Source organism: Halomonas sp. MMH1-48, from assembly GCF_022348105.1.
Lineage (GTDB): Bacteria > Pseudomonadota > Gammaproteobacteria > Pseudomonadales > Halomonadaceae > Vreelandella > Vreelandella piezotolerans.
Genome location: NZ_JAKRFL010000002.1, coordinates 190410 through 215345, shown reverse-complemented (window position 1 = coordinate 215345; position 24936 = coordinate 190410). Strand labels below are relative to the sequence as shown.

The window sequence follows — 24936 nt, the reverse complement described above, 5'->3', positions numbered from 1 at the left end:
TTGCGCTTTGCTCGTATGGGCGCTCGATGCGGTGATCAGTCGCGCAGGGCGCGGTCGCGAACTTTTACCACCGGCTCCATCAGGTAATCCAACACGCTGCGCTTGCCGCTGAGAATGTCGATCTCTGCCACCATGCCGGGCATGATATCCAACGGCTGGTTATCGGCGTCGTAGAGATAACCGTCGGTACGCACTTCCACGGGGTACATCAGCTCGCCGCTTTCCGGCATTTCTACCGCGTCGGCGGCGATGGTGACCAACTCGCCGTCCAAGCCGCCGTAGCGGGCAAAATCGTAGGCGGTCAATTTTACTTTGACCGGCTGGCCGGGGTAGAGAAAGGCGATATCGGACGGACGAATATGCGCTTCTACCACCAGCGCATCGTCGGCGGGCACTACTTCCACCAGCGGCTCGCCAGAGCCTGCCACGCCGCCCACCGTACTGATGTGTACTTGATTGACCACGCCGTCTACCGGCGAGCGAATCGTGGTGCGGGCGACTTGGTCCGCGCGTCCCGGCAGGGTTTTTTGCAGCTCAGCGACGTGGGAGGTCGCTTCGGCCAGCTGGGCTAACGCATCGGCCTCGAAGGCGTTGCGTGCCGCCACTTTGCGATCTTCGATTTCCGCAATGGACGCCTCGGCGCGCGCCACTGCGCTCTGCTGACGGGCCACTTCACCCCGCAGCTCGTTGAGCGATTGGCGTACCCGCAGTAGCGAGGTTTCCGGTTCGATGCCGCGCTGGGCCAGCGGTTGGATGATCGCCAGCTCCTGCTCGGCTAGCTGGACGCCTGAGCGTGCCGTGCTAAGGGCGGCTTCCAGCTCCGCTGTCTCTTGGCGCCGCTGGTAGCCCTGCTGCTCCAGCACCTGTAGCTCTGCGTTTAGCTCTAGTTGGCGGCCATGAAAAAGCCGCGTTTCACTGGCGGCCACGCTGGGGGCGGCTTGGCTCAGAGCGTCATCCAGCGCCAGCGGCGTCTGGTTGATTTCGGCCTCTAAGCGCTGGATACGCAGCTGGAGCGAACGCAGGCGCTGGAGGCTTTCCTCGTAGTCACCCTCGAGCGTACCACCGCTGAGCACCATGAGCGTATCGCCTTGGGCGACCGTATCGCCCCGGCGCACGTTGATCTCCGTGACCACGCCGCCCTCCAGACTTTCGACCACTTGCAAGCTGCGTGAGGGCACGACTTTGCCCTGGCCGCGGGTGACTTCATCGACTTCCGTGAGATACGCCCAAATGAAACCAATCAGCAGAAACGCGATGATCGTGAGCAGAAGTAGGCTACTGCCGATGGGACGCTTGGCACGTCCATGGCGTACGAAGTGCTCGAAATCCAGTTGAGAAGTAGGACGATTCACTGAGTAGTTCCTTCACGCGAACGGTGGGGGGCGGCTTCCACAGGGCGCATGACCTGAGCTTTGGGGCCGTCGGCCACGATCTGGCCCTGGTCGAGAATGACCACGCGATCCACCAGCTCCAACAGGCTGGTACGGTGGGTGACCACCACCAGCGTTTGTGCTGTGCTCGCGGCTTTCAAGCGCGCAATGACCTCTTTTTCGGTTTGGATGTCCATGGCGCTGGTGGGCTCATCCATCAGTAGAATGGGCGGCGCGCCCAGCAGGGCTCTGGCCAGACAGATCAGCTGGCGCTGACCGCCGGAAAGTCCCTCGCCGCGCTCGCCAATTGGCATGTCGTAGCCTTTCGGGTGGCGGGCAATGAAGTCATGGGCTCCGGCAAGTTTCGCGGCGTTGAGAATCTGCTCATCGGTGGGGTGGTGGGCTCCAATGGCAATGTTTTGCCGCACGGTGCCGGAGAAGAGCCAGGCTTCTTGTAGAACGCTGCCAATGTTGTGGCGTAAATCCGCAGGGTCGATTTGGCGAAGGTCGGTATCGTCGACCAGCACGGCACCCTGTTCCGGTGGGTAAATGCCCAGCAGCAGACGTGCCAGCGTACTCTTGCCGGAGCCGACGCGGCCAAGCAGGGCGACTTTCTCGCCGGGCTCGATGGTCAGGTTGATATTTGCCAGCGCAGCGGTGGTTTGCTCGGGGTAACGGAAGCTGACGTCCTGCAGGCGCAGCTTGCCTTCCAGCGTGGGACGGCTGAGGTAGTGGCGGCCTGCCGGGCGCTCGGAGGGCATGTTCATCAGCTGGTCGAGCGCGCGGTAGGAGGTACGCGCTTGGTTGATGCGGGTCATGGTTTGCGCCAGCTGTGCCAGCGGCGCCAGCGCGCGCCCAGTGAGAATGACGCAGGCAATCATGGCCCCCATGGAGATCGTGCCAGCGCCCACCAGAAAGACCCCGTACACCACGATGCTCACCTGGGCGGCCTGCTGGGCAAAGGCGGTGGCGTTGAGGGCGAACTGCTGAATCGCGCGACCTTGACGCCCTACAGTCGACTGCTGGTGCACGCTCTCTTCCCAACGTTTGCGAATCATCGGTGCTGCGCCGCTGGCCTTGATGGTCTCCAAGCCCGCAACGGCCTCGATCAACACGCCCTGCTTGGAGCGGCTCTCTTCAAAGGCTTGACCAGAAAGACGTTTGAGAAACGGCTGAACAGCAATGCCGATCAGCAATACGAGGGGAACGGCGATCATCGGGATGAGGGCCAGCGGCCCGCCGATCAGATAAATCACGCCAATGAATAGCAGGATGAACGGTAGATCGACGATGGCGACCAGCGACGCCGAGGCGAAGAAATCGCGCAGCGTCTCGAACTCTCTGAGGGTATTGGCAAAGCCGCCGGTGGAGCCGCGCTTGGCACTCATTTGCAGGTTGAGCACGTGATCAAAGATACGCCGCCCCATGCGTAAGTCTGCTTCCTGGCCAGCCCGTTCGATAAACAGCTGACGCAGGGTTTTTACCGCAAAATCGAACAGCAGGGCGATACTCACACCGATGGTGAGCGCCACCAGCGATTCAACCGCTTCATTGGGTAGTACGCGGTCATACACCACCATGATGAACAGCGACGTGGCCAGGCCTAAAAAGTTGGTGAGCGCGGCGGCAATCACCACTTGGGTATACACCCAGCGATTCGAGGAGAGCGCACTCCAGAACCAGTGGCCGCCTTGAATGGCCGGTTCGCTATTCAAACTGACCGGACGGTAGCGGGCGCGTACGGCAATCAGGTGGCCGATATACGCCTCTTCAAGGGCGCTTACATGGGTTTCGACGGGCTGTTTACCCAGGGCCGGATCAAACAGCGCGAAGCGATTGTCATCGATACGCTCGATGAGGACCACCGCGCGGCCATTTTTCAGCAGCGCCACTGCAGGCAGCAGGGAGTTACCCAGCGTGGCGAGAGGATGCTCGCCCAGTGCGGCGACCATGCCATGGCGTTCGGCGGCATCAATGAAGCCATCAGGTGTCAGTGGGGATTCGTTGCCTACTCGGTGAGCACGCACGGCAGCTTCGGAAACGGGCAGCGCTAGATGGGCGGCCACGAAGGTCAAGCACTGCTCTAGATCGTCCTGATAGGGGTTAGCGGCGTTCAAGGTGAATCTCCATCACATCCAGCAGTTCACCAGTGACCGCGAGCTGCTGGAAAGCGGCCTGTTCCCAGCGCACCCGGCGGTTGATCAGCTCCAGCGCGGTTTGAAATAAGTCGCGCTGGGCGTCGAGCAAGTCGTTGATGCTGCTGCGGCCAACGGCAAACTGCTCGCGATAGGCCAGTAGGGCCTCCTCTTCGGCGGCGAGCGTGGCGGTTTGCGCTTCCAGCTCCGCACGACGGGTGCGGGTATCGGTGTAGGCCGAGCGGACTTCGCGCTCTAACTCACGGCGCAGCGCTTGCTGCTCGTACTGGCTCTGCTGCTGGCGTTCGACCGCTTGAGCAACCCGCGAGGAGGTGGCGCCGCCGCTGTAGGGGGTGTAGTCGACATTGAAAAGTAGCGCGACGTCGTTATCGGATTCGTTGAAATCGTTCACATCGAACTGACGGCCCTCGACCGCCACGCTTAGGCTGGGCAGGCGGGCATTACGGGTGGCCTGGGCCTCGGCATCGCTGGCTTCACTGGTGAGCGTTTGGCTGCGCAGCGCGGCGTTTTTCGCCAGCGCTCTGTCCAACAGGCGGTCTGCGTTGGCATCGCTCAATAGCGCGGCACCCTGGGGCAGCGCGAGTACATCCGGCGTGGAGAAAAACGCTTCCTGATACACGTTGATCGCTCGGGCCAGCTCGCCCTCCAGTGTGACCAAGCGTGATTCGGCGTCGCTCAATCGGCTTTGCGCGCGCAGTACGTCGGCCCGCGAGCCAGCGCCCGCCTCACGGCGTAGGCTCACGTCTTCAAAAATACGCTGATGCTGCTCAAGATTATGCTCGGCCAGTTGGCGCTGGGCGGTCAAGCGGGCCACATCCAGGTAAGCGTTCACCGCGTAGAGGACTTCCTCTTCAACGCTAGACTGGGACTGCCAAAACGCCGCTTCTGCGCTGAGATCGGCGGCGCGAACGCGTTCGCGACTCGCGCCGAAATCCAGCAGTAGCTGGCTCAGCGTGACCACGGCATCGACGCGCGAGCCGCGATCGGGCAGTGATTCAGTACGCTGGAGGTCGTTGCGGTACTCGAGGCCTGCGTTCACCTGCGGGCGGCGCACCGCGCGCACTTCGTCAATGCGCAGCACGGATTCCCGCTCTCGAGAGCGCTGAGCCAGAATGCCGGGCTGCTGCTCGATGGCTTGCTGAATTTTTTCACGTAACGCGATCAGCGCCATAGAACTGCCTGTCGCCTCACTGGCTTGCCATCGCAAGCGGTCGAGGAGCTCTTGGAGCTCGGGCGAAAACGCCGGGCCATCCAGAGAGGAAGCGGGCAAGGCGGCCGTCTCGGCCAGTGGCTCCTCCAGCACGGGTTGCGCCATCAGTGGGGGGCTGACCAGCAGTAGGCCGAGTATGAGCGACCTGGTTACGTTCACATTCATTATCGTTCCTGAAGAGCATCGGTACTTAGCGCGTTTAGGTAGCGCTCGGCCAGTCATATTCGGCTTCGCTGCTCAGCGCTTCTTGCCATTGGGCAAGGGGGTCTGAGGAGTGCGTCGAAGGCTCTGCCGTCGCCTTGCGTTGCCGATAGAGCTGCAAACGGCCAAGCTGCTGTTGCGATTGCAACAGAGCGTACACCAAAGGAACGGCGCCCAATTGCCAGAAAAGCCCTATTTGTTTGGCAGAAAGGGCCTGCCAAGCGCGCTCGTCGATTTGATACAGCGGTGTGCTGCCTTGATAGCCGTGGGGCTGCCAGGGCGTCAGCAGTGCCGACTTGGATAGCGCGGTAATACGCGTGGAAAGCCGCTGACAGCCTTGCTCACGCTGCTGTAGAAATGCCAGCACTTGGGCGGGAAAGCGGGCAAGCTCCCCGTGCTGGTTGAAAAAAGGCTCGGCATCCAGGCGCTCGACGACATAGGGCGAGTGCTGGTCGATGCACAGTCTACCGGGATAGTCAGGGTGCAGCCCAAACGGGTGGCTGCGCAGCGCGGCAGGCACGTAGGCGGCCCGAAAGCGGCCTTGGTCATCCACCAGAAGGTTCTGGCCATCTTCCAGTCCCAGCAGCGCAACAGCCTGCCAACCTGCGCCCGTGTCCGCCAGCGCGATGGGAAAGTTAGCCGCCGCATGGCGCAGCTCAGCGTCTGCCAATGCGACTTGGGTAGTGGTTTGCGCAAAGTGGTAGGCGGTAAAACGCTGCCACATTAAACCGCCGTGGTGCTCTGGGTTGAGCGGCACCCACTGGGCAGCGTGATTCATGGCGACAACCTTCTGTGATCGGGCGTTGAGGGGTAATAAACGGTAAGGCACCTTACCAAACGTCGCTTCTACCGTCAGCGGGTGATCAGTCTACGCATCGTGATGAGGCCAATGATCGGCCCAGGCAGCAGCCACCAAATCACCAAAGGCCCCTGGTTGGCCCATAGTGCCGTGACCAGCGCAATGGAGGGAATCGTCAGGCCAAAGCCAATCGCATTCATCATGGCCAGCGCGGCGCCCAGTCGCTCCGGCGGTGCGCTGGCAGACGCCAGGGCAGAGAACTGCGCTGAGTCGGCGATCACGCTCACGCCCCAGAGGGCAAGCAGGGCCAACAGCAGCCAGGGCGACAGGCCGCCTAGCAGCGGATAGGCAAGGCACAGCGTGCCAGAGACCGCCAGTGCGATAAACGCGACCCGTGCGCTACCGATGCGTCGGCTCCACCGGCCTGCCATCACGCAGCCGGGAAGCCCCAAGGCGATGACCGCGAAGCTTAGCCACGGCTGCAAGCCAGGGGCCGCGCCCAAGCGCTCCAACTCCCTGGTGACTAAAAAGGGCACCAGCGCCCAGAGGGCGTAAAGCTCCCAGCAGTGGCCGAAGTAGCCCAGCGCGGCGGCGCGGAAGTTCTTCTCTTTGAATGCGGCAAGCCCCGCCCAAGGTCGCCCGCCGTTGGCCTTGGCAGGCAGATGTGGCCCCACGCCTAGTTGGAAAATCATCAGCGCTGCCAGAAGAGCAAGGGCAGAGGCCAATAGCAGTGGCCACTGCCAGGGAAGATGCAGGGTGAGCCCGCGCAGCAGGTGCGGCGAAGCAATGCCAAGGGTGAGCATGCCGACCAACCAGCCAAGCGTCGAGCCTGCGTGGGTGGGCGTCCAGCTCACCACTAGCTTCATGCCCAGCGGATAGATGCCCGCAAGACAAAGCCCGACCAAAAAGCGAGCCCCTGCCGCCAACGTGACGTTATCCGCCACGCTGATGAACGCCGCGTTGATCAGCGCGCCGAGTACGGCAGACATCGCAAACAGGTGGCTGGCGCGCACTCGGTCGGCCAAGCCCGTGGTCGCAATCAGCAGGGTGCCGGTAATAAACCCCGCCTGCACAGCGATAGTAAGCAGCCCGAGGTCGCTTTCGCTAAGGCCCACGGCTTCCTGCAGCGCTAAGCCAACGCCGTTAACGCTAAACCATAGCGAGGTGCCAAACAGTTGGGCAATGACGATGACCGCTAGCGGCGTGCGGGCTAACAAGGTATGGGAAAGCATCGGCCGTCTCATCCATTGAGTTGTTGTTATGGAGGGCTTTCAAGTCGTTGGACACTTATCCCAATTTATGCGGCACGACCTCATGCCCCAGCGCCTTGTAGCGTTGCCAGCAGGCACGCTTGGCGACCAGTACCTGCTGGTGCTGGTTGATGATTTCCGCGACGCGGGCGTAACGCTCGACCCCATCGGGAATGTCAGGGTGAAGATTCAGCAGGGCGGTGTCTGCCTGCGGGCTGGGCAGGGTTTGCCAGCCAAGGGTAATGGGCACGCTGTCAGCCAAGTCGCTGTCTTCCAGCGCATGGGGAAGGTAGGCGTCCTCGCGGAACTGCCACAGAGCGTCGTCGGCCTGCTCGGCCAGCGCTTTGTCTTCGCAGTGCAGGTGCAGCCGATAGCCCTTGCGGTGGATGGTCTCGGCGAGCTTACAGGCGAACTGCAGGCGGGCTTCTAGGGTGGTGTCGGGCAGAATATAAAAATCGATGCGTGCCATGGTGGCTCCAGCGGTGTCAACGCGCCTGGCAACCTAGCCGCCACGGTGCGAGTGGCGGCTAGGTTTGTAACGCTAGGGGATTATACCAAGCGGGTCAGCCAGCCGTACTTGTCATCACTGCGGCCGTATTGAAGGTCGAGCAACGTCTTGCGGATGCGTTTGGCCACTTCATTGTTGCCATTGCCCTGCAAACGAATGCGCTCGTTCTCCGTGACCAGCTCACCCACCGGCGTGATGACCGCTGCCGTGCCACAGGCGAAGACTTCGGTAATCTCTCCAGAGGCGGCACCTTCGCGCCACTCGTCGATGCTGATGGCGCGCTCTTCCGGTGTCAGTCCCGCGTCTTTGGCCAGGGTCAGGACGGAATTACGCGTCACGCCTTCCAGAATGGTATCGGTCAGGCGCGGTGTGACGATGCGGCCGTCTTTGTAAACGAAGAACAGGTTCATGCCGCCCAGCTCTTCGATCCACTTGTTTTCTGCAGCGTCGAGGAAGGCAACCTGGCTGCAGCCGTTGGCGGCGGCCTCTTTTTGGGCGGCCAGCGAGGCGGCGTAGTTGCCCCCGCACTTGGCAAAGCCAGTGCCGCCGGGGGCCGCACGTTTGTAGTGGGAGGAGAGCCAGATGGAGACCGGCTCGATGCCGCCTTTGAAATAGGCGGCCGCCGGGGAGGCGATCACGTAGTAGTCGACTTCATGAGCTGGGCGTACGCCAAGGAAAGCCTCGGAGGCGATCATGAACGGGCGTAGGTAGAGGCTGCACTCGTCGGCGTCGCTGGCGGGCGTGGGCACCCAGGCGTGGTCTTGCGCCAGCAGCGCTTTCAGTGAGCCGATGAAATCGTCATCCGACAGCTCGGGCAGCGCTAAGCGGCGGGCGCTACGGCGGAAACGCTCGGCGTTCTTCTCGGGGCGGAAGGTCCAAATCGAGCCGTCGGCATGGCGATATGCTTTGATACCCTCGAAAATTTCCTGGCCGTAGTGCAGCACGGAAGCGGCGGGGTCGAGGGTCAGTGGGCCGTAGGGGCGCACTTGGTGGCCGTGCCAATCGGCATCGACGGTCCAGCGCACGTGGGCCATATGGTCGGTGAAATGTTTACCGAAACCTGGATTTTGCAGAACGTTGTCGCGGATCTCATCGGCCATCGGCTGGTTGGTCGGCAGGATCTCAAAGCGTGTTTCTAACTGGGCATCTGAAGCTGTGGGCACGGCGTGTTCTCTCCGCTAGAGCCAAGCCCCGAAGGGCATCTATTAAGCGTATCGTTTGGACAGCGTGTGCCAGCCTATCCAGGGCACACGCTCATGCGTTCAGGTTTAACGGTTGCGTCAACGAAAGGCAACCATTGTTGGCCGGTTTGTGGGATTAGGCCTCGCCATTTTCGACTTGGGCGTCGGCTTCACGGTCCAGCAGATACTGGGTGAGCAGGCCCACTGGGCGGCCGGTGGCGCCTTTCTGCTTGCCGGAGTGCCACGCCGTACCTGCGATATCCAGGTGCGCCCAGGGGAAGTGGTCGGCAAAGCGCGATAGGAAACACGCCGCGGTGATGGTGCCGGCCGGTCGGCCACCGATGTTGGCCAAATCGGCGAAGTTGGAGTCCAACTGCTCCTGGTACTCATCCCACAGTGGCAGATGCCATGCCCGGTCCCAGGCGACTTCACCGGCCTCTAACAAGTCGAGGGCGAGATCGTCGTCGTTGGAGAGCAGGCCGGTGGCGTGGTGGCCCAGGGCAATAATGGCCGCACCCGTCAAGGTGGCGATATCCACCACGCTGGCGGGGGTGAATCGCTCGGCGTAGGTGAGGGCATCGCACAGTACCAAACGGCCTTCGGCATCGGTGTTGAGCACTTCGACCGTCAGGCCCTTGAGGGTCTTGATGATATCGCCCGGCTTGGTAGCGGCGCCGTCGGGCATGTTTTCGGCAGCGGCGACGATGAACACGGCGTTGAGCTTGGGCTTGATCGCCAATATGGCGTTGACCGTGCCAAACACGCTGGCCGCGCCGCCCATATCGAATTTCATCTCATCCATGCCCTCGCCGGGCTTCAGCGAAATACCGCCGGTATCGAACGTGATGCCTTTACCGATCAATACATGGGGCGCTTCATCGGGGTCGTCGGCGCCCTGGTACTTCATCACGATGAGGCGCGACGGCTCGGCGCTGCCGCGGCCAACGGATAGCAGCGAGTGGGCGCCAAGGGCTTCAAGTGCCTCTTCGTCTAGGATGTCGACGGCCAGCGCGCCTTGGGAATCGCGTCCCAGCGCTTGGGCCTGCTCGGCGAGGTAGCGCGGCGTACATACATTGCCCGGCAGATTGCCCAGCGTACGGGTGACGTTGATGCCTTGGCCAATGGCAATGCCGAGTGCGGCCCCCTGTTTGGCGAGCGGCGCATCATTGGCATCGCTGACGATCAGCGTCAGTTTGGCCAGGCTCGGCGCTTTGGCTGGCGACGACTTGAACTGATCGAAGCGGTAAATAGCACGCTCGGCGGCCTCGAGGGTCTTGCGCGCTTTCCAAACGGCGTCTCGATCATCGATCAGTACGTCGGTAAAGGTGACGCTGGCTTCGTCGACGGGCAGTTTGATCAGCGCTGCCATGGCGGTGTCGAGGGCTTTAATAAAAGCGGCTTCCTGGCATTTATCGCGCTCACCCAAACCCACCAGCAGAATACGCTCCGCCCCTAGCCCCGGTGCAAACGGCACGAGCTGCACGTTACCCAGTGCGGCGTCGAAGTCGCCGCGCTCCAACAGTTGGCCGATCAAGCGCTCGCTGGCGTCGTCTAATTTGGCCACGGCAGGCAGTAAGTCGCTACCTTTATAGACAGGGAGAACGAGGCAAGCCGTTTCGGCTTTGGCGGGGTTTGCGGTCTGAACGGAAAATTCCATGACGTCTCCAACAAGACAAGCAACGAGTGATTCGGGATAATGCCCCGTTATTTAGTGTTTGCTACCAGTTTGATTAGTGTACCCAAGCCATGGGCGCATTGCATGGCCACCTGCACCACTAGTCGGAGAGCGCGTTGATTCTATTCCGGTACTTAACTCGTGAAGTGTTACTGACCATGTCTGCCGTGGCGGGCATCCTGCTGCTGGTGATTATGGGCAGCCGCTTTATCCGCTATTTTTCGGATGCTGCCGAGGGGGATTTCCCGGTCACGATACTCGGCAGCCTGATGCTGTTTCACTTGCCCGGCTTCATGGAGCTGATCCTGCCGCTGTCGTTTTTTCTCGGCATTCTGTTGGCCTATGGGCAGCTCTATATGAACAGCGAAATTACCGTGATGGTGGCGTGTGGCATGAGTCCGACGCGGCTGTTTCGCGTGACGCTACTACCCGCTACGGTAGTGGCCGTGCTGGTCGGTCTTTGCAGCCTATGGTTGACGCCTGCGGGGGCACTGCAAACCGAGGCGACCCTGGAAGAGCAGCGCAGCCGTTTGGACGTATCGGTGCTCGCGCCAGGGCGCTTCCAGGATTTTGGCGGAGGGCGCACGGCTTACATTACCGATTTCAGCAGCGACGGCACTCAAATGCAGGAAGTGCTGGTGCACGAGCAGCCCATGGCGGGGGCAGAAAAAACGCATAGCTACATCACGCGCGCGGGATCGGGCTACCAGGAAACGAACGTCGATACCGGCAGCCGTTTTCTCATTTTGGAAGACGGCGAACGCTACGGCGTAACGCCCGGACGCCAGGATGCCGAGCGTTTGACCTTCGAGCGCTACACGCTGCGTTTGGGACTTAGCCGAGATCGCCAGGAGCTGGATTCGTTGGAGTACGCCACGACCGCCGAGCTGTGGCAAGATCCCGATCCACGCGCTCAGGCACAATTTCAGTGGCGGGCAGGGTTGCCGCTCATGGTCTTCATCTTAGCGCTGTTGGCCCAGCCGCTGTCACGGGTAAACCCACGGCAAGGGCGCTTCGCAAAACTGTTGCCCGCTGTGTTTCTATACGTTGCCTATTTGAGTTTACTGCTTGCCGCTGTCGATGCGATTGGGAGTGGTTCTCTGGCCGTGGCGCTGGGTGTTTGGCCGGTGCATGCGCTGTTCTTGGGGCTCGGTGTGCTGCTGCTGTGGCACTCGCAACGAAAGGGAATGCGCTAATGCTGATCGCCATGGATCGAATGGATCGCTATATCGCCCGCAACGTCCTGGCTGCCATCGTGGTGGTGCAGTTCGTGCTGCTGGGGCTTGATATCACCATTGCCTATATCGGTGACTTAGGGGACACCCAGGGCGACTACAGCGCGCTGGACGTGTTGCTCTACTTGGGGATGCGACTCCCATGGCGCTTTTACCAGTACGCGCCGGTCGCCGTGCTGATTGGCGCACTCATTGGCTTGGGCAGCATGGCCTCCAGCAACGAACTGACGGTCATGCGCGCTGCTGGCCGCTCGCTGGCGCGCATCGTTTGGGGCGTGATGAAGCCCGTGCTGCTAGTGGTCATCGTGGTGCTGCTAGTAGCGGAGTTCGTTAGCCCCAAAACCGAGCAGTATGCCGAAGCGTGGCGATTGGAGCAGCGCCAAGGCGAGGGCGCCATGCTGACTACCCGCAGTGGCTGGCAGTTCGAAGGCGATAGCGTCTACCGCTTTGGGGCCATTCGAGCGGATAACGTGGTGCTGGACTTAACCCGCTACCGCTTCGACGAGCGCCGTCTCATCGAAGCGACCCATGCCAATCGTGCCCACTGGGAGGAGGGGGCATGGCAATTGGAAGGCGTGACCATGACACGTATTTTCGATAACCGCACGGAGTCGGCGTATCAACCGAGTGCGGCATGGGAAACGGCGCTCACCCCGACCCAGTTGGAGCGGCTGCTACGTGACATCGAAAGCCAGGCGCCCAGCGAGCTATGGGCCTACGCCAATTTCCTCCAAAGCCAGAACCTTCAGGCAGACCAGCCGCTGCTCTATTTCTGGCAAAAGGTATTGATGCCGCTCACCATGGGGTCGCTCGTGCTGATTGCCGCCTCGTTCGTGTTTGGGCCACTGCGCTCGGTGGCAGCGGGTACGCGGGTTTTTTATGGCGTAGTGACCGGTCTGGTGTTCAAGTACGTGCAGGATTTGCTCGCCCCGGCGTCGACCATCTTTGGCTTTTCCCCTGTCTGGGCGGTGCTGGTGCCGACTCTTGCCTGTGCCGCGGTGGGCATCTATTTCTTGCGCCGAAATGGCTAAAGGCCGCGCAGACGCACATCAGGAGAATAGAGCAGTGACGACGCGACGTTTTACCCAGTTGGATGACGTTTGGCCCGCCGGCATAGGTCGCCGATTGGGCGCCATGCTGTACGACGGTTTTTTGGTGACGGCCATCTGGATCGCCGTCACCGTGGCTCACTTGGCCTTTTTCCGCTTCGTGCTGGGTCAAACGGCAGAAGAGATCGGTACCACGGCCTTCGACATCTGGAGCCTGCGGCTCATGCTGCTGTTTTTCGTGACGCTGTTCTTCGTCTACTCCTGGCGTCGAGGAGGGATGACGCTAGGTATGCAGGCGTGGCGGCTGCGGGTGCAAACGCTGGATGGCCATGCGATCACGTTAAAGCAGAGCCTGATACGCTGCGCGACGGCCTGGCTGTCCTTGGCGGCCTTCGGTATCGGCTATTGGTGGGTGCTGTTCGATGGGCAGCGTAGAAGCTGGCCAGACATTGCATCCAAGACCGAAACCGTGGTGCTTCCGAAAAAATAATTTTGGGCGTTTTTATTGAAAATAGCTCACCCGTCAACGGGTTATCGTATGTCTCAATGGGCTTAAGGCGAATCGATACTAAAGAACAACGTTTTCTACTTGAAAAGATGTATGCGAATCATTTACATTCATCTCATGATTTTTATGAGGTGTCGCCATGTACGTGTGTGTGTGCAAGGGAGTAACCGATCATCAGATTCGCCAGCAGATTAGCGATGGAGCGCGCAGCTGGCGAGAAGTGCGCGAAGCCACTGGCTGCGGCACCCAGTGTGGTAAATGCGCCTGCTTCGCCAAATCCCTCACCCGCGAGGCCGTTCAGGCCGTACGCGCCGAGTCTGATATGAGTCTCGCTTACGCCGTATGACGCGAATCACTCTTGTTAGACTTATCGTTAGCAAATAACTGATTTGCTTGAATTTTTGTCGTCACGACTGATACTCTCGACAGCATTGGGAGTTAGCCTTTTTATGGCCTATACTCCTTGATTAATGTAAGAGTACGCTGCAAAACAGTACGTTATTGATCAATACGCTAAAAAGGTGACGGCATGAAAGGCGATCCGAAAGTAATTCAGCATCTCAATATCGCGCTTGGCAACGAGCTCGTGGCGATCAACCAGTACTTTTTGCACGCCAAAATGTACAAAGACTGGGGCCTCAAAGTACTTGCTAAATGGGAGTATGATGAATCCATCGAAGAGATGCAGCACGCCGATAAGCTGATCGAGCGCATTCTGTTTTTGGAAGGTATCCCGAACCTTCAAGATCTCGGCAAGCTGCATATCGGTGAAAACGTCAAAGAGATGCTCGAGTGCGATTTGAAGATCGAGCACGACGGCCGCAACGACTACATTGAGGCCATCACCTACTGTGAGAGCGTCAAGGACTACGTGACCCGCGATTTGCTTCGCGATCTGCTGGCCGACGAAGAGGGTCACATCGATCACATCGAAACCCAGCTGCAACTCATCGATCAGGTCGGTATCCAAAACTACCTGCAAAAACATATGGCACTGGCCACTGACGAAGAGTAAGACGTCGTCCGCTTGGCAGTAGGCGATTAAGCGCCGAGCGCTAGCTAATACAAAACGGGCAGCCCCTTGGGGCTGCCCGTTTTGCGTTTCAATGCAAAGTGTTGACCTGATATTTATCGACTGCTCGTGGCCAGCGTAGCGTCTTGATCCAGCGCACCAGGCACCGGCTCATCCACGCTAAACGTGGCGCGGCTCAGGCGGCGTACCCGTTTCATAAACAGCGCGATACAGACCAGCGTGCCAAGGGCGGCGACGATATAGCTGGTTTGCAGCGGCAGATTAAAGCCAATCGGTGCATAGGCCAGGTAAGTGAAGGTTGCCATGGTCATGAAGACCGCTGGGATGGACGTGATCAGGTACGGCTTACGCGAGAGCACAAGGTACATGGTGCCTGTCCAGAGCGCGATCACGGCGGTGGTTTGGTTGGCCCAGGAGAAGTAGCGCCACAGCAGCGTGAAGTCCATATGGGTGAGCGCGTAAGACGCCACAAACAGCGGCAGCGCAATCAGGATGCGCTTAACGATAGGCTTCTGCTCTACTTTCAAATAGTCGGCAATAATCATCCGAGCGCTGCGGAAGGCGGTATCGCCGGAGGTGATGGGCAGCACAATGACACCCAGCACGGCCAGGGTGCCACCAACGGCGCCCAGCATGGTGGTCGAGACTTCGCTGACCACAGCGGCCGGGCCGCCTGCCGCCAACACGTCAGACAACGACTGCTCGCCCTGGAAAAGACTCATGGCGGCCGCCGCCCAAATCATGGCAATCACGCCTTCGGCAATCATCATGCCGTAAAAAATCTTACGGCCGTTGGTTTCGTTTTCAGTGATGCGCGAAATGATCGGCGTTTGGGTGGCGTGGAAGCCGGACAGCGCACCGCAGGAAATGGTCAAGAACAGCAGTGGGAAGATCGGTGCGCTATCCGGGTGCATGTTCTGGAATGACAGCTCAGGGATCGGCGCGCCCGTGACGACCAAGCCAATGCCGATGCCTGCGGCGCTAAACAGCAAAAGTGCTCCGAAGTAGGGATAAATACGCCCAATCACTTTATCGATGGGCAGTAGCGTTGCGATCAGGTAGTAAGCAAAAATCGCCAGGATGATCAGTGTCAGCGATAGCGATGTCATGTTGGCCAACAGCGCCGCAGGCGACGTGACGAACACGGTGCCCACCAACAGCAGTAACAAGATCGCAAAGCCGTTGACCACGTGCTTCATCGTTTTGCCCAGGAACTTACCCGCCAGTTGGGGAAGGTGAGCACCGTGGTTGCGAATGGAGATCATGCCGGTCAGGTAGTCGTGAACCGCACCTGCGAAAATGCAGCCAATCACGATCCATACAAACGCCACCGGGCCATAGAGCGCCCCCAGGATAGGGCCGAAAATGGGGCCTACCCCGGCAATGTTCAGCAGCTGAATGAGCGAGTTGCGCGTGGTATTCATCGGTACATAGTCGATGTCGTCGCGCATACTGAACGCCGGTGTTTGACGCTTACGGTCGGCGACAAACACGCGCTCGACGAACTTGCCGTAGGTAAAGTAACCCACGACTAATAGCACTATCGAGAAAATGAACGTAATCATAGAAAGCACTCAACGGGTCAGGGAGGGTGTCAAGCGAACGGCTAGGCAGCAAGCCGCGCTTATTTAGCCGGGGTGAATGTACAGAGACGTACCGGTTAGTGCTTTACGACTTTAGTGGTCTACGACTTTAGTGGCTGATTAACAAAGAAAAACGGGCAACCGTTTGGCTGCCCGAAGTGAAAATGCCATCAAATTGAGGGTTAAGAGGAGACAACGCCGCAAGCCATACGGGCGCCGCCGCCGCCCAGGTGGGGTTCATCAGCGTAGGTGTCGCCACCGGCGTGAATCATTAGGCTGCGGCCTGGCATGTCTTCCATGCTCAAGCGTGGGGCTAGTACCGGCAGGTTGTCGCCATCCTCATTCACGGTCAGCACCGGTAGGTCGCCCAAGTGGCCGTCACCGTAGGGGCCTTGGTGGGTGCCGGTCTCTTCGGGGTCGTAGTGGCCGCCGGCCGAGAGCGCAGCGGTCATTTCACCGCTGTCGTTTTCAGCGGGCTCACAGCTGGCGTTTTGGTGAACGTGAAAGCCATAAACGCCTGGTTCCAGGCCGGTTAACGAAGGGGTGAGCAGCACGCCATGCTCGGTATGCTCGATGGCCACCGTGCCGATGGACTCCTCCACTCCATCGGCGCTGACCTTATGCATCTCGACATCCAACGACTCGTTGGCGTAAGCCGCCGTGGCCAATAGCATACTCGCCGCGATACCGGTGAGGGGTAGTAGATAGCGCATCTTGGTTACTCCTTTCCTTGTCCATGGAAGCCCTGCTCCAGGGCACTCTTTCAAGGTAGCTGCCTGCTGCGTCCCCTGCCAGAACGATGCGAGCCCTCGGTTGCGCTCGCGCCGGTAGGGCTCATCCACTCGGTCAGGAGATCATGGGCGCGTTAGCGCAGCGTTACGTTCGCCTCAGCGGATGACATAAGCGCCTTAAGTCGCGACAATAGCCTGCGACACATATCCCAGTTGCCGTGTTCTCGGCCTACGTTGCGAGGAGTTTCATGCAGCCACTCACCATCCTCTATCAGGATGAGCATCTTGTAGCGGTGCATAAGCCGTCGGGCCTATTAGTGCACCGCTCAGCGTTGGCGCGTGGGGAAACCGAGTTCCTGCTTCAGCGCCTACGTGACCAGCTCGGCAAGCGGGTCTACCCGGTGCACCGGCTGGACCGGCCGACCTCCGGCGTGATGGTGTTTGGCCTCTCCTCCGAGGCAGCCGCCCTGCTGAGCGAAGGGTTTAGCGAACGCCAGGTAGAGAAGCGCTACCTAGCGGTGGTGCGCGGCAAAGCGCCGGAGCAGGAGCGGTTGGATTACCCGTTACGGGAGGAGGACGGCACGCGCCCCAAGGCGGAAATGCCCGCCATGCCTGCGATGACCGATATTCGCCGCTTGGATAGCGTCGAGCTGCCGGTGCAGGTAGACCGCTACCCAGTGGCGCGCTATTCCCTGGTGGAAGCACGGCCGCTGACCGGGCGGCGGCACCAAATTCGCCGCCACTTATCCCGCCGCGGCTACCCGATCATTGGCGACTCCAAGCATGGCAAAAGTGTCCACAACCGCTTTTTTGCCGAGCAGCTGGCTGCCCCTCGGCTGCTGCTCGCCGCCACCTATTTAGTGTTTGATCACCCGCTGCTGTATAAACGCATTCAGCTCAGCTGCGCCGTGGATGAGACGATGAAACATCTGTTCGAGCAGTTTGGTTGGCAGGGGCACTTGCCTTTGGATAGTGTGCGCACGCCGCCCATCGCCATGCCTTCTGCCCTGCAAGCACTGTGAGCCTGCCCATGTCATTGAATGAATCCACGACGTCTTCCAGCGATTATGACTTCCGCTTTGGCGGTATTCGGCGCCTCTACGGCCAGCGTGCGGCGCAGGCATTTCGCCGTGCCCATGTCGTCGTCGTCGGGGTCGGCGGTGTGGGCAGTTGGACAGTCGAGGCGCTCGCCCGCTCGGGCATAGGCAAGCTTACGCTGATCGATCTGGACGACGTGTTTGTCTCCAACGTTAACCGCCAGCTCCACGCGCTGGATGGCACGATTGGCCAGCCCAAAGTAGACGTGCTGGCCGAGCGCTGCCGCCTGATTGCCCCCGAGATCGAGATTATCGCGGATACCGCCTTCGTCACGCCCACCAATCTGGCCGAACGCATACCCGACGATGCCGACCACGTGGTGGATGCCATCGACAGCGTCATCGCCAAGGCCGCGCTGATTGCCTGGTGCAAGCGGCGCAAAATCCCGATTACCGTCACCGGCGCGGCGGGCGGGCAGACCGACCCCACGCGCATTCAAGTGGCGGATTTGACCCGCACCGAGCACGACCCGCTGCTCTCCAAAGTGCGCTCAAGATTGCGCCGCGACTACGGCTTCTCCCGCAATCCCAAGCGGCGCTTCTCGGTGGAGTGCGTCTACTCCGATGAGCAGTTGATCTACCCCAGTGCCGACGGCGAAGTGTGCCTGCAAAAGCCCGGCAGCAACGAGGCTACACGGCTGGACTGCGCCTCTGGCTTTGGCGCGGCGACCTTTCTCACCGGGACCTTTGGCTTCGTGGCCGCCTCCAAAGTGTTGGAGCGCCTCGCCAAGAAAGCGAATCAGCCCTCCGCCACTCAAGCCATTCAAGAGGAAAACGAATGACCACTCCCGTTCCCGGTATTTACCGCCACTACAAAGGCAGCCTTTACGAAGTGATGGGCACCGCCCAGCACAGCGAAAGCGAAGAACCGCTGGTAGTCTATCGCGCGCTATATGGCGACTACGGTCTTTGGGTGCGCCCGCTGGCGATGTTCATGGAGAGCGTGACGAAAGAAGGGAACACCCAGCCGCGCTTTGCGTTGGAGAAAACGTTCTAGCCCGTATTGATTGCTCCATCGTCGCTCTTATTGTCGCCGCCCCCTGTTAGCAGGGAGGCGGCGTTTTTGTGGTTGTTATTGCTTATATTTCATAATCAGCTATCTTTATAACAATTTTTGGCGCTTTGGCGTCAGGCAACCCTACTCAAGTAGCCGGGAGATAAGCATGCAGACCTTTGCCCTTTCTCAAAGCACAGGCACAGGCTCACCTGATGTTGCGGGCTTTTTTGATCCACGTACCTTTAGCATCCAATACATCGTCAGCGACCCTGCCACCAAGCAGTGCGCGATTATTGATCCGGTGCTGGATTTCGACGAAAAGTCTGGCGCAACGGCCACCTTTTGCGCTGACGCGCTGTTGAAATATATCGAGGAAGAGGGACTGAAAGTGGCGTGGATTCTGGATACGCACCCCCACGCAGACCACTTTTCAGCAGCCCAGTACCTAAAACAGAAAACCGGCGCACCGACGGCGATTGGCCAGTACGTCACCCAAGTGCAGGCACTATGGAAGGAGATTTATCACTGGCCAGAGATGCCCACCGATGGCCGCCAGTGGGACACGCTGTTTGTGGAGGGCGATACGTTTGCCATTGGAGAACTCAGCGCCCGCGTGCTGCACTCGCCTGGCCATACGCTGGCCTCCATCACCTACGTCATCGGTGATGCCGCCTTTGTGCATGACACCCTTTTCCAGCCTGATTTTGGGACGGCGCGCGCCGATTTTCCCGGTGGGGATGCCAAGTCCCTATGGAACTCCATCCAGCAGATTCTCGCACTACCGGGCAATACGCGGCTGTTCACCGGCCACGACTATATGCCCGACGACCGTGAACCGCAGTGGGAGAGCAGCGTCAATGAGCAGCGAGCCAACAACCCGCACTTGGTAGGCAAAAGCGAGGAAGAGTACATCGCCCTGCGCCACAAGCGGGATATCGAGCTGCCCATGCCCAAGCTGATTTTGCACGCGCTGCAGGTGAATACTCGCGGCGGCCGTTTGCCGGAACCAGAAGCCAACGGCAAGCGCTATCTGAAAATCCCCCTGGATGCCCTGGAAGGTGCGGCCTGGGATTAAGGTTATCCAACCCAATAGGAGGTGTGCTCGGTCATGCAAACGAAGCCATTGGAGCCAGGCGTTGAGATCACCTCAGCGCTGGCGGTGGATGAGTTGGAAGAGGTAAAAGCGCGTGGTTTCAATGCGGTGGTGTGTAACCGCATCGAGGGTGAGAGCGAAGACTTTCCCGACGAGGCGCGCTATCGCGAAAAAGCCGAGCAGCTTGGCCTTGCCTGGGTGTATATCCCCGTGAAGCCAGGCGAGTACAGCGAAGCTGACATCCGCGCCTTTGCTGAAGCGCTCCAACAGCTGCCGCGCCCTCTCTTGGCGTTTTGCCGCTCAGGTAAGCGGGCCACACACCTGTGGGCCTACGCCAAGCGTCAGCACGAGCAGTGCGATTTGGCGGAACTGTTTACGGCGGCCCATGCGGCAGGGGTGGACTTGGAAGATCAGCGCCAAGGTCTTGAACGGAGCGTCCAATAAAAAGCGAAGATGAGTAAAACCCTAGTACGAAGGCCCCGTATCAGCAGATACCTATTATGAGACTGCATCATGAACATTGAGCGCTGGGTGCCGCTAATCGGCTGGCTGCGAACCTATCATCGGGGGTTGCTCACGCGGGATGTACTTGCCGCAGTGATCGTCACGCTGATGCTGGTGCCGCAAGCGCTGGCCTACGCCATGCTGGCAGGGTTGCCGCCGGAAATGGGGCTTTACGCCAGCATGCTGCCGCTGGTGCTATACGCCATCTTTGGCTCCAGCGCGAGTTTGGCCGTAGGGCCGGTGGCGGTGGCAGCACTGATGACGGCCTCGGCGCTGAGCAGTTTTGCCGCGCCGGGCAGCCCGGAGTATATCGGTGCGGCGCTGGTGCTTGCCGCGCTCTCTGGGCTGATTCTTATCGCCATGGGCGTGCTTCGGCTGGGCTTTTTAGTCAACTTTCTCAGCCATCCGGTGATTTCTGGGTTTGTGACTGCCTCGGGAATTTTGATCGCGATCAGCCAGTTGAAGCACATTTTTTGGGGTCGAAGCATCCGGCCATAACGTGGTGGAACTGCTGCGTGCGCTATTGGGCCAGTGGCAGCAGGTGAATGTCATAACGCTGCTCATTGGCCTTGGCGTTTGGGCGTATCTATGGGTGTGTCGCAAGCGTTTGAATGGCTGGCTGACCAAGCTGGGAATGCCTGCCAGTTGGGCAGGGTTAATGGTCAAAGCCGCGCCTATTTCGGCCGTGGTAGTGACCAACCTGTTGGCCTGGTGCCTCCAACTGGAGCAGCGCGGGGTCGATGTGGTGGGCTTTGTGCCCAGTGGCCTGCCTGCCATTACGCTGCCGAGTCTGGATCAATCGCTATGGCTCGGCCTGCTGCCGGCGGCGCTGCTGATCAGCTTGGTAGGGTTTGTAGAGTCGGTGTCCGTGGCGCAGACCCTGGCCGCCAAGCGCCGTCAGCGTATTGACCCTAACCAAGAGCTGATTGCGCTCGGTATGGCGAATCTTGGCGCTGGCGTTAGCAGTGGCTCGCCGGTTTCGGGCGGTTTTTCGCGCTCGGTGGTCAATTTTGAAGCCGGGGCGGCGACGCCGCTGGCGGGGGCTTTTACCGCGCTTGGGATTGTGTTGGCCACGCTGCTACTCACTGACTTACTGGCTTTTACCCACCGCCACGCTGGCCGCCACGATTATCGTGGCAGTGGGGACGTTGATTGATTTGCCTGCGGTAAAGCGGACCTGGCAATACTCCCGCAGTGACGGGGTGGCGATGGTCGCTACTTTGCTGCTGACCCTTCTGCACAGCGTGGAAGTGGGCATTATCAGTGGGGTGGTGCTCTCGCTGGGGTTACACCTTTACCGCACCAGCCAGCCCCACAGTGCGGTGGTAGGGCGGGTGCCGGGTACCGAGCATTTCCGTAACGTGAAGCGCCATCAGGTAGAAACCGACGAGCATGTGGCCATGCTGCGCATCGATGAAAGCCTCTATTTTGCCAACGCTCGCTATCTCGAAGATACCGTCATGGCGCTGGCTGCCCGCTCGCCGTCGATCAAGCACATTGTGCTCACCTGTCAGGCAGTGAATGTCATCGATGCTTCGGCCCTGGAGAGCCTGGAGGTCATCAACGGTCGGCTGAAAGACGCCGGTGCCATGCTCCACTTGGCCGAGGTGAAAGGGCCAGTGATGGATCGCCTAAAGCACACGGCGTTCTACCACGAACTCACCGGCCAAGTGTTCTTTACCACCTATGATGCTTGGCAGGCGCTGGCGCATCCGGCCAGTGCTGAGGTGGTGTCGGTGTGAAGTGGTGCTTTTACTCCCAGGCCGGGAATGGATCGGGCAACTGCTGCCATGTCTCCATCCCTTCTAATAGTTCGGCCTCGCTGAGTAAACAGTCGTCCAGCGCTTCACGCATTTTGGTCTCATCTAGGTTCTGGCCGATAAACACCAGCTCCTGGCGCATGTCGCCAAACGGCTCTTGCCATTTCTCCAGAATGAACTGGCGGTATTCCGGGTCTTCCGGCCAGCTGGCTTCCGGGATGGCCTTCCAGAACACTCCGGCAGGGCCGTGATGGGCAATGCCGCCTGCCTGGCTCCACTGGCCCGCGTAGCGGGGGCGAGTAGCCAGCCAGAAAAAGCCTTTGGAGCGCAGCAGGCCCTTGCCGAACCACTCGGCATTCAGCAGGTCGTGAAATTTTTGCGGGTGGAAGGGGCGGCGGGCGTGGTAGGCGAAGCTGCCAATGCCGTACTCTTCGGTTTCCGGCACGTGCTCTCCGCGCATCTCCTTGAGCCAGCCGGGCGCCTGCTGGGCGCGCTCGAAATCGAACTTGCCGGTATCCAACACCTTGTCCAGCGGGACGCCGCCCTGGGTGATGGGCACCAGCTCGGCCTCCGGGTTGAGCGAGCGTAGAATCGCTTTCAATGACGCCAGTTCAGTCTCACTGATTAAGTCCGTCTTGCTGATCAGCAGCACATCGCAAAACTCGATCTGATCCACCAGCAGGTCGGCAACGTTGCGCTCATCGTCCTCGCCCAGACTTTCTCCCGCCTCGGCCAGGCTCTGCGCTTCCTGATACTGAGCCAGGAAGTTGGCGCCATCGACCACGGTGACCAGCGTGTCCAGTCTTGCGACCTGGGAAAGACTCTGGCCGCTTTCGTCTTCGAAGGTAAAGGTTTCTGCCACGGGCAGCGGCTCGGAGATGCCCGTGGACTCGATGACTAGGTAATCGAACTTCCCTTCACGGGCCAGTTGGCTCACCTCCACCAGCAGATCCTCGCGTAAGGTGCAGCAAATACAGCCATTGCTCATCTCGACGAGGCGCTCTTCCGAGCGATTCAAGGCGACGTCGCTATCCAGCGTCGGCTCGCCTGGGCCGCCACGCACCAGTGCACCATCGATATTGACCTCGCTCATGTCGTTGACGATCACTGCAACACGTCGGCCCTCGCGATTGGCGAGAATATGATTGAGCACGGTGGTTTTACCGGCACCCAGGAAGCCGGAAAGCACGGTCACGGGCAGGGGAGAAAATGCAGACACGGATAGGTCCTCTCACTTTTATATGTTATGTGATAATATAACACTTAGTGGCGGCTGAACATATCCTGTCATGGCGACATGAACGTGGGCGGCACGGCGACTTTGCCAGTGAAATGAGAGGCATTAGGCAGCGGTGAGAAGAAAAGCTTAGCGCTTGTATTGAGTAGGGCAGTAGCCACGCATGACATCGGGCGAACGCAGGGCTCGGTGCTTGGTCGTGCGGCCCGTGACCCGCTTGCGCCATAGGCGGAATGAACTTGGCTTCATCTGGTGACGCATCACCTCGATCACATCGGATTCGTCCAATCCAAAGAGCCGCTCGATGGCTTCGAAAGGTGTGCGGTCTTCCCAGGCCATTTCGATGACGCGTGATTGTTCATCCTCAGGTAGGCAGCGAAAGCGTTTGACCGCCGCTTTAGGCATGGCGCGTCCTCGTCGGTGACATGAAGCAGGACAGTCATGCTATGTCGGTTTATGTGCAAAATCTATACATTGATATTTTATTGTATAGAGTTTTGTTGATGGCTAGCAATTTCGCTCACTTATTTCACTGCAAGCAGTGCGCGGAACAGGCCGCTCATGAGCACCGGTTCGTCGCGCTGAATACGAAAACCTGCGTGTTGGAGCATGGGCGTGGCTTGCCGTGTGATATCGGTTGCGATGAAGGAGGTAAGGATGTTGACTGCGCGTCGTCCCCAGCCCGACGGTTGGTCATCGGGTTGGAACTTATCCATAACGCACAGCTGCCCACCGGGCTTAAGCACACGGTAGGCCTCGGTCAGTCCCTGCTCGGGGCAGGGCATCACCGCCAAAATCAGATGCATGACGACGACATCGAAGTGCTCATCGGGATAGAGCAGTTGAGTGGCATCCATGACATGGCAAGCCACATCTCGCTGATAACGCTCGGCCCTGGCGCTGGCGCGTCGGACCATACCAGGTGTAAGGTCGGTCAGGTGTATTTCTAGCCCATGGGGTATGAAGGGAAGGTCCAAGCCCGTTCCTGCGCCCACCAAAAGAATGCGCATACCGGGCTCCCAGTCGACGTGGCTGAGCGCGACACGCCGTGGACGACGTAACGCTCGCGATACGACCGCATCATAGAAAGGTGCATAGGCACTATAGCGAAGGCGATTCCAGGTCGTCGTATTCAGCATAGGGCCCCTCAAGAGACGGTTGGGCTAGCGCAGAGGTTGCGTCATGCTGGGTATGGATCATGCGCACTGCATAAGGTGCTCAATAGCTACTCCGTCCAGTATCTATAGCACGAAGCGTTGATAAGCTCCAAAACGCTGGAAACATGACGCGCATTCCACGACAAACGCCAAGCGATGTGGCGATATCCGAAGAGGTGTTCGTTGGGCGTGAGGCTACTTTTCGGTCGATTCGTCTTGTTGAAAACGTATGGCCAAGCTCTCTACGAGTTCTAACATCAACTCTCGATCACGTTGTTTTAATGGAGCTAATAACGCTTTAATTCGGTGTGTTTGATCATCGACATGAATACTGGCTTGGCCTAAAAGCTCCGCTGCTTCGCAGTTGAATATCTCGGCTAATTCTAATAAGCGTATAATATTGGGAATAACTCGCCCTCGCTCGATTCGAGAAACGGCTTCGTTGCCAACCCCAAGGCGTTCGGCTACTTCTTCTTGGGTCAACTGGCTGCGTATTCGCTGTTTGGCGATGGCTCTGCCGATGTTGCTAGCTAGCCGTTTCTGTTCGGTTTTATTCACACGGTCCTCCATATAACCTTGAATGGTTGGGGAACGGCCTATTG

24 protein-coding genes and 1 pseudogene are annotated in these 24936 nt (G+C 59.5%); 11 read left to right on the top strand and 14 right to left on the bottom strand.

The features are described 5' to 3' along the window. Positions 1-35: 35 nt before the first annotated feature. The 8 genes from MHM37_RS03095 to MHM37_RS03060 all read right to left on the bottom strand — a co-directional run bounded on the left by MHM37_RS03095 (position 36) and on the right by MHM37_RS03060 (position 10332). Positions 36-1352: an HlyD family type I secretion periplasmic adaptor subunit gene (locus MHM37_RS03095; protein WP_153843473.1), complete on the bottom strand. Its 1317-nt coding sequence runs from the start codon at positions 1350-1352 to the stop codon at positions 36-38. Next, positions 1349-3487: a type I secretion system permease/ATPase gene (locus MHM37_RS03090; protein ID WP_153843474.1), complete on the bottom strand. Its 2139-nt coding sequence runs from the start codon at positions 3485-3487 to the stop codon at positions 1349-1351. Before MHM37_RS03090 ends, MHM37_RS03095 begins: the two co-directional genes overlap by 4 nt. Next, positions 3474-4901 (bottom strand): TolC family protein, encoded by a 1428-nt coding sequence (locus tag MHM37_RS03085; RefSeq protein WP_153843475.1) that lies wholly within the window; start codon positions 4899-4901, stop codon positions 3474-3476. The genes MHM37_RS03090 and MHM37_RS03085 overlap by 14 nt, the downstream gene beginning before the upstream one ends. A gap of 34 nt (positions 4902-4935) precedes the next feature. After that, the gene (locus MHM37_RS03080; RefSeq protein ID WP_153843476.1) at positions 4936-5715 is read right to left on the bottom strand and encodes a SapC family protein; all 780 of its coding nucleotides are present in this window, start codon (positions 5713-5715) and stop codon (positions 4936-4938) included. A 74-nt stretch (positions 5716-5789) separates the two neighbouring features. Continuing rightward, positions 5790-6968, bottom strand: a complete 1179-nt coding sequence (locus MHM37_RS03075) for an MFS transporter (RefSeq protein WP_153843477.1) — start codon at positions 6966-6968, stop codon at positions 5790-5792. A 55-nt stretch (positions 6969-7023) separates the two neighbouring features. Further along, the gene (locus MHM37_RS03070; protein ID WP_153843478.1) at positions 7024-7455 is read right to left on the bottom strand and encodes a DNA polymerase III subunit chi; all 432 of its coding nucleotides are present in this window, start codon (positions 7453-7455) and stop codon (positions 7024-7026) included. Positions 7456-7535: 80 nt separating this feature from the next. Next, complete coding sequence (locus MHM37_RS03065) at positions 7536-8657, bottom strand: branched-chain amino acid aminotransferase (RefSeq protein ID WP_239295808.1); 1122 nt, start codon at positions 8655-8657, stop codon at positions 7536-7538. 154 nt (positions 8658-8811) lie between these two features. After that, complete coding sequence (locus MHM37_RS03060; protein ID WP_153843480.1) at positions 8812-10332, bottom strand: leucyl aminopeptidase; 1521 nt, start codon at positions 10330-10332, stop codon at positions 8812-8814. 134 nt (positions 10333-10466) lie between these two features. Between MHM37_RS03060 and lptF the strand changes: the two genes are divergently transcribed. The 5 genes from lptF (at position 10467) to bfr (ending at position 14157) form a co-directional block, all read left to right on the top strand. Further along, the gene (lptF, locus tag MHM37_RS03055) at positions 10467-11546 is read left to right on the top strand and encodes an LPS export ABC transporter permease LptF (RefSeq protein WP_139528359.1); all 1080 of its coding nucleotides are present in this window, start codon (positions 10467-10469) and stop codon (positions 11544-11546) included. Positions 11547-11551: 5 nt separating this feature from the next. Next, positions 11552-12616 (top strand): LPS export ABC transporter permease LptG, encoded by a 1065-nt coding sequence (gene lptG / locus MHM37_RS03050; protein WP_153843510.1) that lies wholly within the window; start codon positions 11552-11554, stop codon positions 12614-12616. A gap of 34 nt (positions 12617-12650) precedes the next feature. Continuing rightward, on the top strand, positions 12651-13124 hold the full coding sequence (locus MHM37_RS03045) for an RDD family protein (RefSeq protein ID WP_230834473.1): 474 nt from the start codon (positions 12651-12653) through the stop codon (positions 13122-13124). Positions 13125-13281: 157 nt separating this feature from the next. After that, positions 13282-13488: a (2Fe-2S)-binding protein gene (locus MHM37_RS03040; RefSeq protein WP_139528361.1), complete on the top strand. Its 207-nt coding sequence runs from the start codon at positions 13282-13284 to the stop codon at positions 13486-13488. A 183-nt stretch (positions 13489-13671) separates the two neighbouring features. Next, entirely contained in the window at positions 13672-14157 is a 486-nt protein-coding gene (gene bfr, locus MHM37_RS03035) for a bacterioferritin (protein ID WP_139528362.1), read from the top strand. Between the two features lie 113 nt (positions 14158-14270). Here the strand turns inward: bfr and MHM37_RS03030 are convergent, their stop codons facing one another. Further along, positions 14271-15740 (bottom strand): carbon starvation protein A, encoded by a 1470-nt coding sequence (locus tag MHM37_RS03030; protein WP_239295809.1) that lies wholly within the window; start codon positions 15738-15740, stop codon positions 14271-14273. 200 nt (positions 15741-15940) lie between these two features. Further along, the gene (gene sodC, locus MHM37_RS03025) at positions 15941-16471 is read right to left on the bottom strand and encodes a superoxide dismutase [Cu-Zn] SodC (RefSeq protein ID WP_239295810.1); all 531 of its coding nucleotides are present in this window, start codon (positions 16469-16471) and stop codon (positions 15941-15943) included. Positions 16472-16737: 266 nt separating this feature from the next. Between sodC and MHM37_RS03020 the strand changes: the two genes are divergently transcribed. The 6 genes and pseudogenes from MHM37_RS03020 (at position 16738) to sulP (ending at position 21922) form a co-directional block, all read left to right on the top strand. Continuing rightward, the gene (locus MHM37_RS03020) at positions 16738-17511 is read left to right on the top strand and encodes a pseudouridine synthase (RefSeq protein ID WP_239295811.1); all 774 of its coding nucleotides are present in this window, start codon (positions 16738-16740) and stop codon (positions 17509-17511) included. Between the two features lie 8 nt (positions 17512-17519). After that, positions 17520-18368, top strand: coding sequence for a tRNA cyclic N6-threonylcarbamoyladenosine(37) synthase TcdA (gene tcdA, locus MHM37_RS03015; RefSeq protein WP_239295812.1), 849 nt, complete (start codon positions 17520-17522; stop codon positions 18366-18368). Then, positions 18365-18583, top strand: a complete 219-nt coding sequence (locus tag MHM37_RS03010) for a DUF1653 domain-containing protein (RefSeq protein ID WP_153843484.1) — start codon at positions 18365-18367, stop codon at positions 18581-18583. Before tcdA ends, MHM37_RS03010 begins: the two co-directional genes overlap by 4 nt. 166 nt (positions 18584-18749) lie before the next feature. After that, complete coding sequence (locus tag MHM37_RS03005; RefSeq protein WP_153843485.1) at positions 18750-19658, top strand: MBL fold metallo-hydrolase; 909 nt, start codon at positions 18750-18752, stop codon at positions 19656-19658. Between the two features lie 33 nt (positions 19659-19691). Beyond that, positions 19692-20120 carry a TIGR01244 family sulfur transferase gene (locus MHM37_RS03000; RefSeq protein ID WP_153843486.1) on the top strand — a complete coding sequence of 143 codons (429 nt, stop codon included), beginning with the start codon at positions 19692-19694 and terminating at the stop codon, positions 20118-20120. A 69-nt stretch (positions 20121-20189) separates the two neighbouring features. After that, positions 20190-21922 (top strand): annotated as a pseudogene (sulP, locus tag MHM37_RS02995) (sulfate permease). Between the two features lie 10 nt (positions 21923-21932). Here sulP and zigA read toward each other — a convergent pair. The 4 genes from zigA to MHM37_RS02975 form a co-directional block, all read right to left on the bottom strand. Next, positions 21933-23159: a zinc metallochaperone GTPase ZigA gene (gene zigA, locus MHM37_RS02990; protein ID WP_239295813.1), complete on the bottom strand. Its 1227-nt coding sequence runs from the start codon at positions 23157-23159 to the stop codon at positions 21933-21935. Between the two features lie 147 nt (positions 23160-23306). Continuing rightward, positions 23307-23582: a TIGR03643 family protein gene (locus tag MHM37_RS02985; protein WP_153843488.1), complete on the bottom strand. Its 276-nt coding sequence runs from the start codon at positions 23580-23582 to the stop codon at positions 23307-23309. A gap of 119 nt (positions 23583-23701) precedes the next feature. Continuing rightward, positions 23702-24316, bottom strand: a complete 615-nt coding sequence (locus MHM37_RS02980; RefSeq protein ID WP_153843489.1) for a class I SAM-dependent methyltransferase — start codon at positions 24314-24316, stop codon at positions 23702-23704. A gap of 213 nt (positions 24317-24529) precedes the next feature. Continuing rightward, on the bottom strand, positions 24530-24892 hold the full coding sequence (locus tag MHM37_RS02975; protein ID WP_176558260.1) for a helix-turn-helix transcriptional regulator: 363 nt from the start codon (positions 24890-24892) through the stop codon (positions 24530-24532). Between the last annotated feature and the right edge of the window lie 44 nt (positions 24893-24936).

Bases quoted from the DNA above. Each gene is read 5' to 3' on its own strand.
- MHM37_RS03085 (WP_153843475.1), bottom strand. From the start codon at position 4,901: ATGAATGTGAACGTAACCAGGTCGCTCATACTCGGCCTACTGCTGGTC.
- MHM37_RS03080 (WP_153843476.1), bottom strand. From the start codon at position 5,715: ATGAATCACGCTGCCCAGTGGGTGCCGCTCAACCCAGAGCACCACGGC.
- MHM37_RS03075 (WP_153843477.1), bottom strand. From the start codon at position 6,968: ATGCTTTCCCATACCTTGTTAGCCCGCACGCCGCTAGCGGTCATCGTC.
- MHM37_RS03070 (WP_153843478.1), bottom strand. From the start codon at position 7,455: ATGGCACGCATCGATTTTTATATTCTGCCCGACACCACCCTAGAAGCC.
- MHM37_RS03060 (WP_153843480.1), bottom strand. From the start codon at position 10,332: ATGGAATTTTCCGTTCAGACCGCAAACCCCGCCAAAGCCGAAACGGCT.
- MHM37_RS03040 (WP_139528361.1), top strand. From the start codon at position 13,282: ATGTACGTGTGTGTGTGCAAGGGAGTAACCGATCATCAGATTCGCCAG.
- bfr (WP_139528362.1), top strand. From the start codon at position 13,672: ATGAAAGGCGATCCGAAAGTAATTCAGCATCTCAATATCGCGCTTGGC.
- MHM37_RS03030 (WP_239295809.1), bottom strand. From the start codon at position 15,740: ATGATTACGTTCATTTTCTCGATAGTGCTATTAGTCGTGGGTTACTTT.
- sodC (WP_239295810.1), bottom strand. From the start codon at position 16,471: ATGCGCTATCTACTACCCCTCACCGGTATCGCGGCGAGTATGCTATTG.
- MHM37_RS03020 (WP_239295811.1), top strand. From the start codon at position 16,738: ATGCAGCCACTCACCATCCTCTATCAGGATGAGCATCTTGTAGCGGTG.
- tcdA (WP_239295812.1), top strand. From the start codon at position 17,520: ATGTCATTGAATGAATCCACGACGTCTTCCAGCGATTATGACTTCCGC.
- MHM37_RS03010 (WP_153843484.1), top strand. From the start codon at position 18,365: ATGACCACTCCCGTTCCCGGTATTTACCGCCACTACAAAGGCAGCCTT.
- MHM37_RS03005 (WP_153843485.1), top strand. From the start codon at position 18,750: ATGCAGACCTTTGCCCTTTCTCAAAGCACAGGCACAGGCTCACCTGAT.
- MHM37_RS03000 (WP_153843486.1), top strand. From the start codon at position 19,692: ATGCAAACGAAGCCATTGGAGCCAGGCGTTGAGATCACCTCAGCGCTG.
- MHM37_RS02985 (WP_153843488.1), bottom strand. From the start codon at position 23,582: ATGCCTAAAGCGGCGGTCAAACGCTTTCGCTGCCTACCTGAGGATGAA.
- MHM37_RS02980 (WP_153843489.1), bottom strand. From the start codon at position 24,316: ATGCTGAATACGACGACCTGGAATCGCCTTCGCTATAGTGCCTATGCA.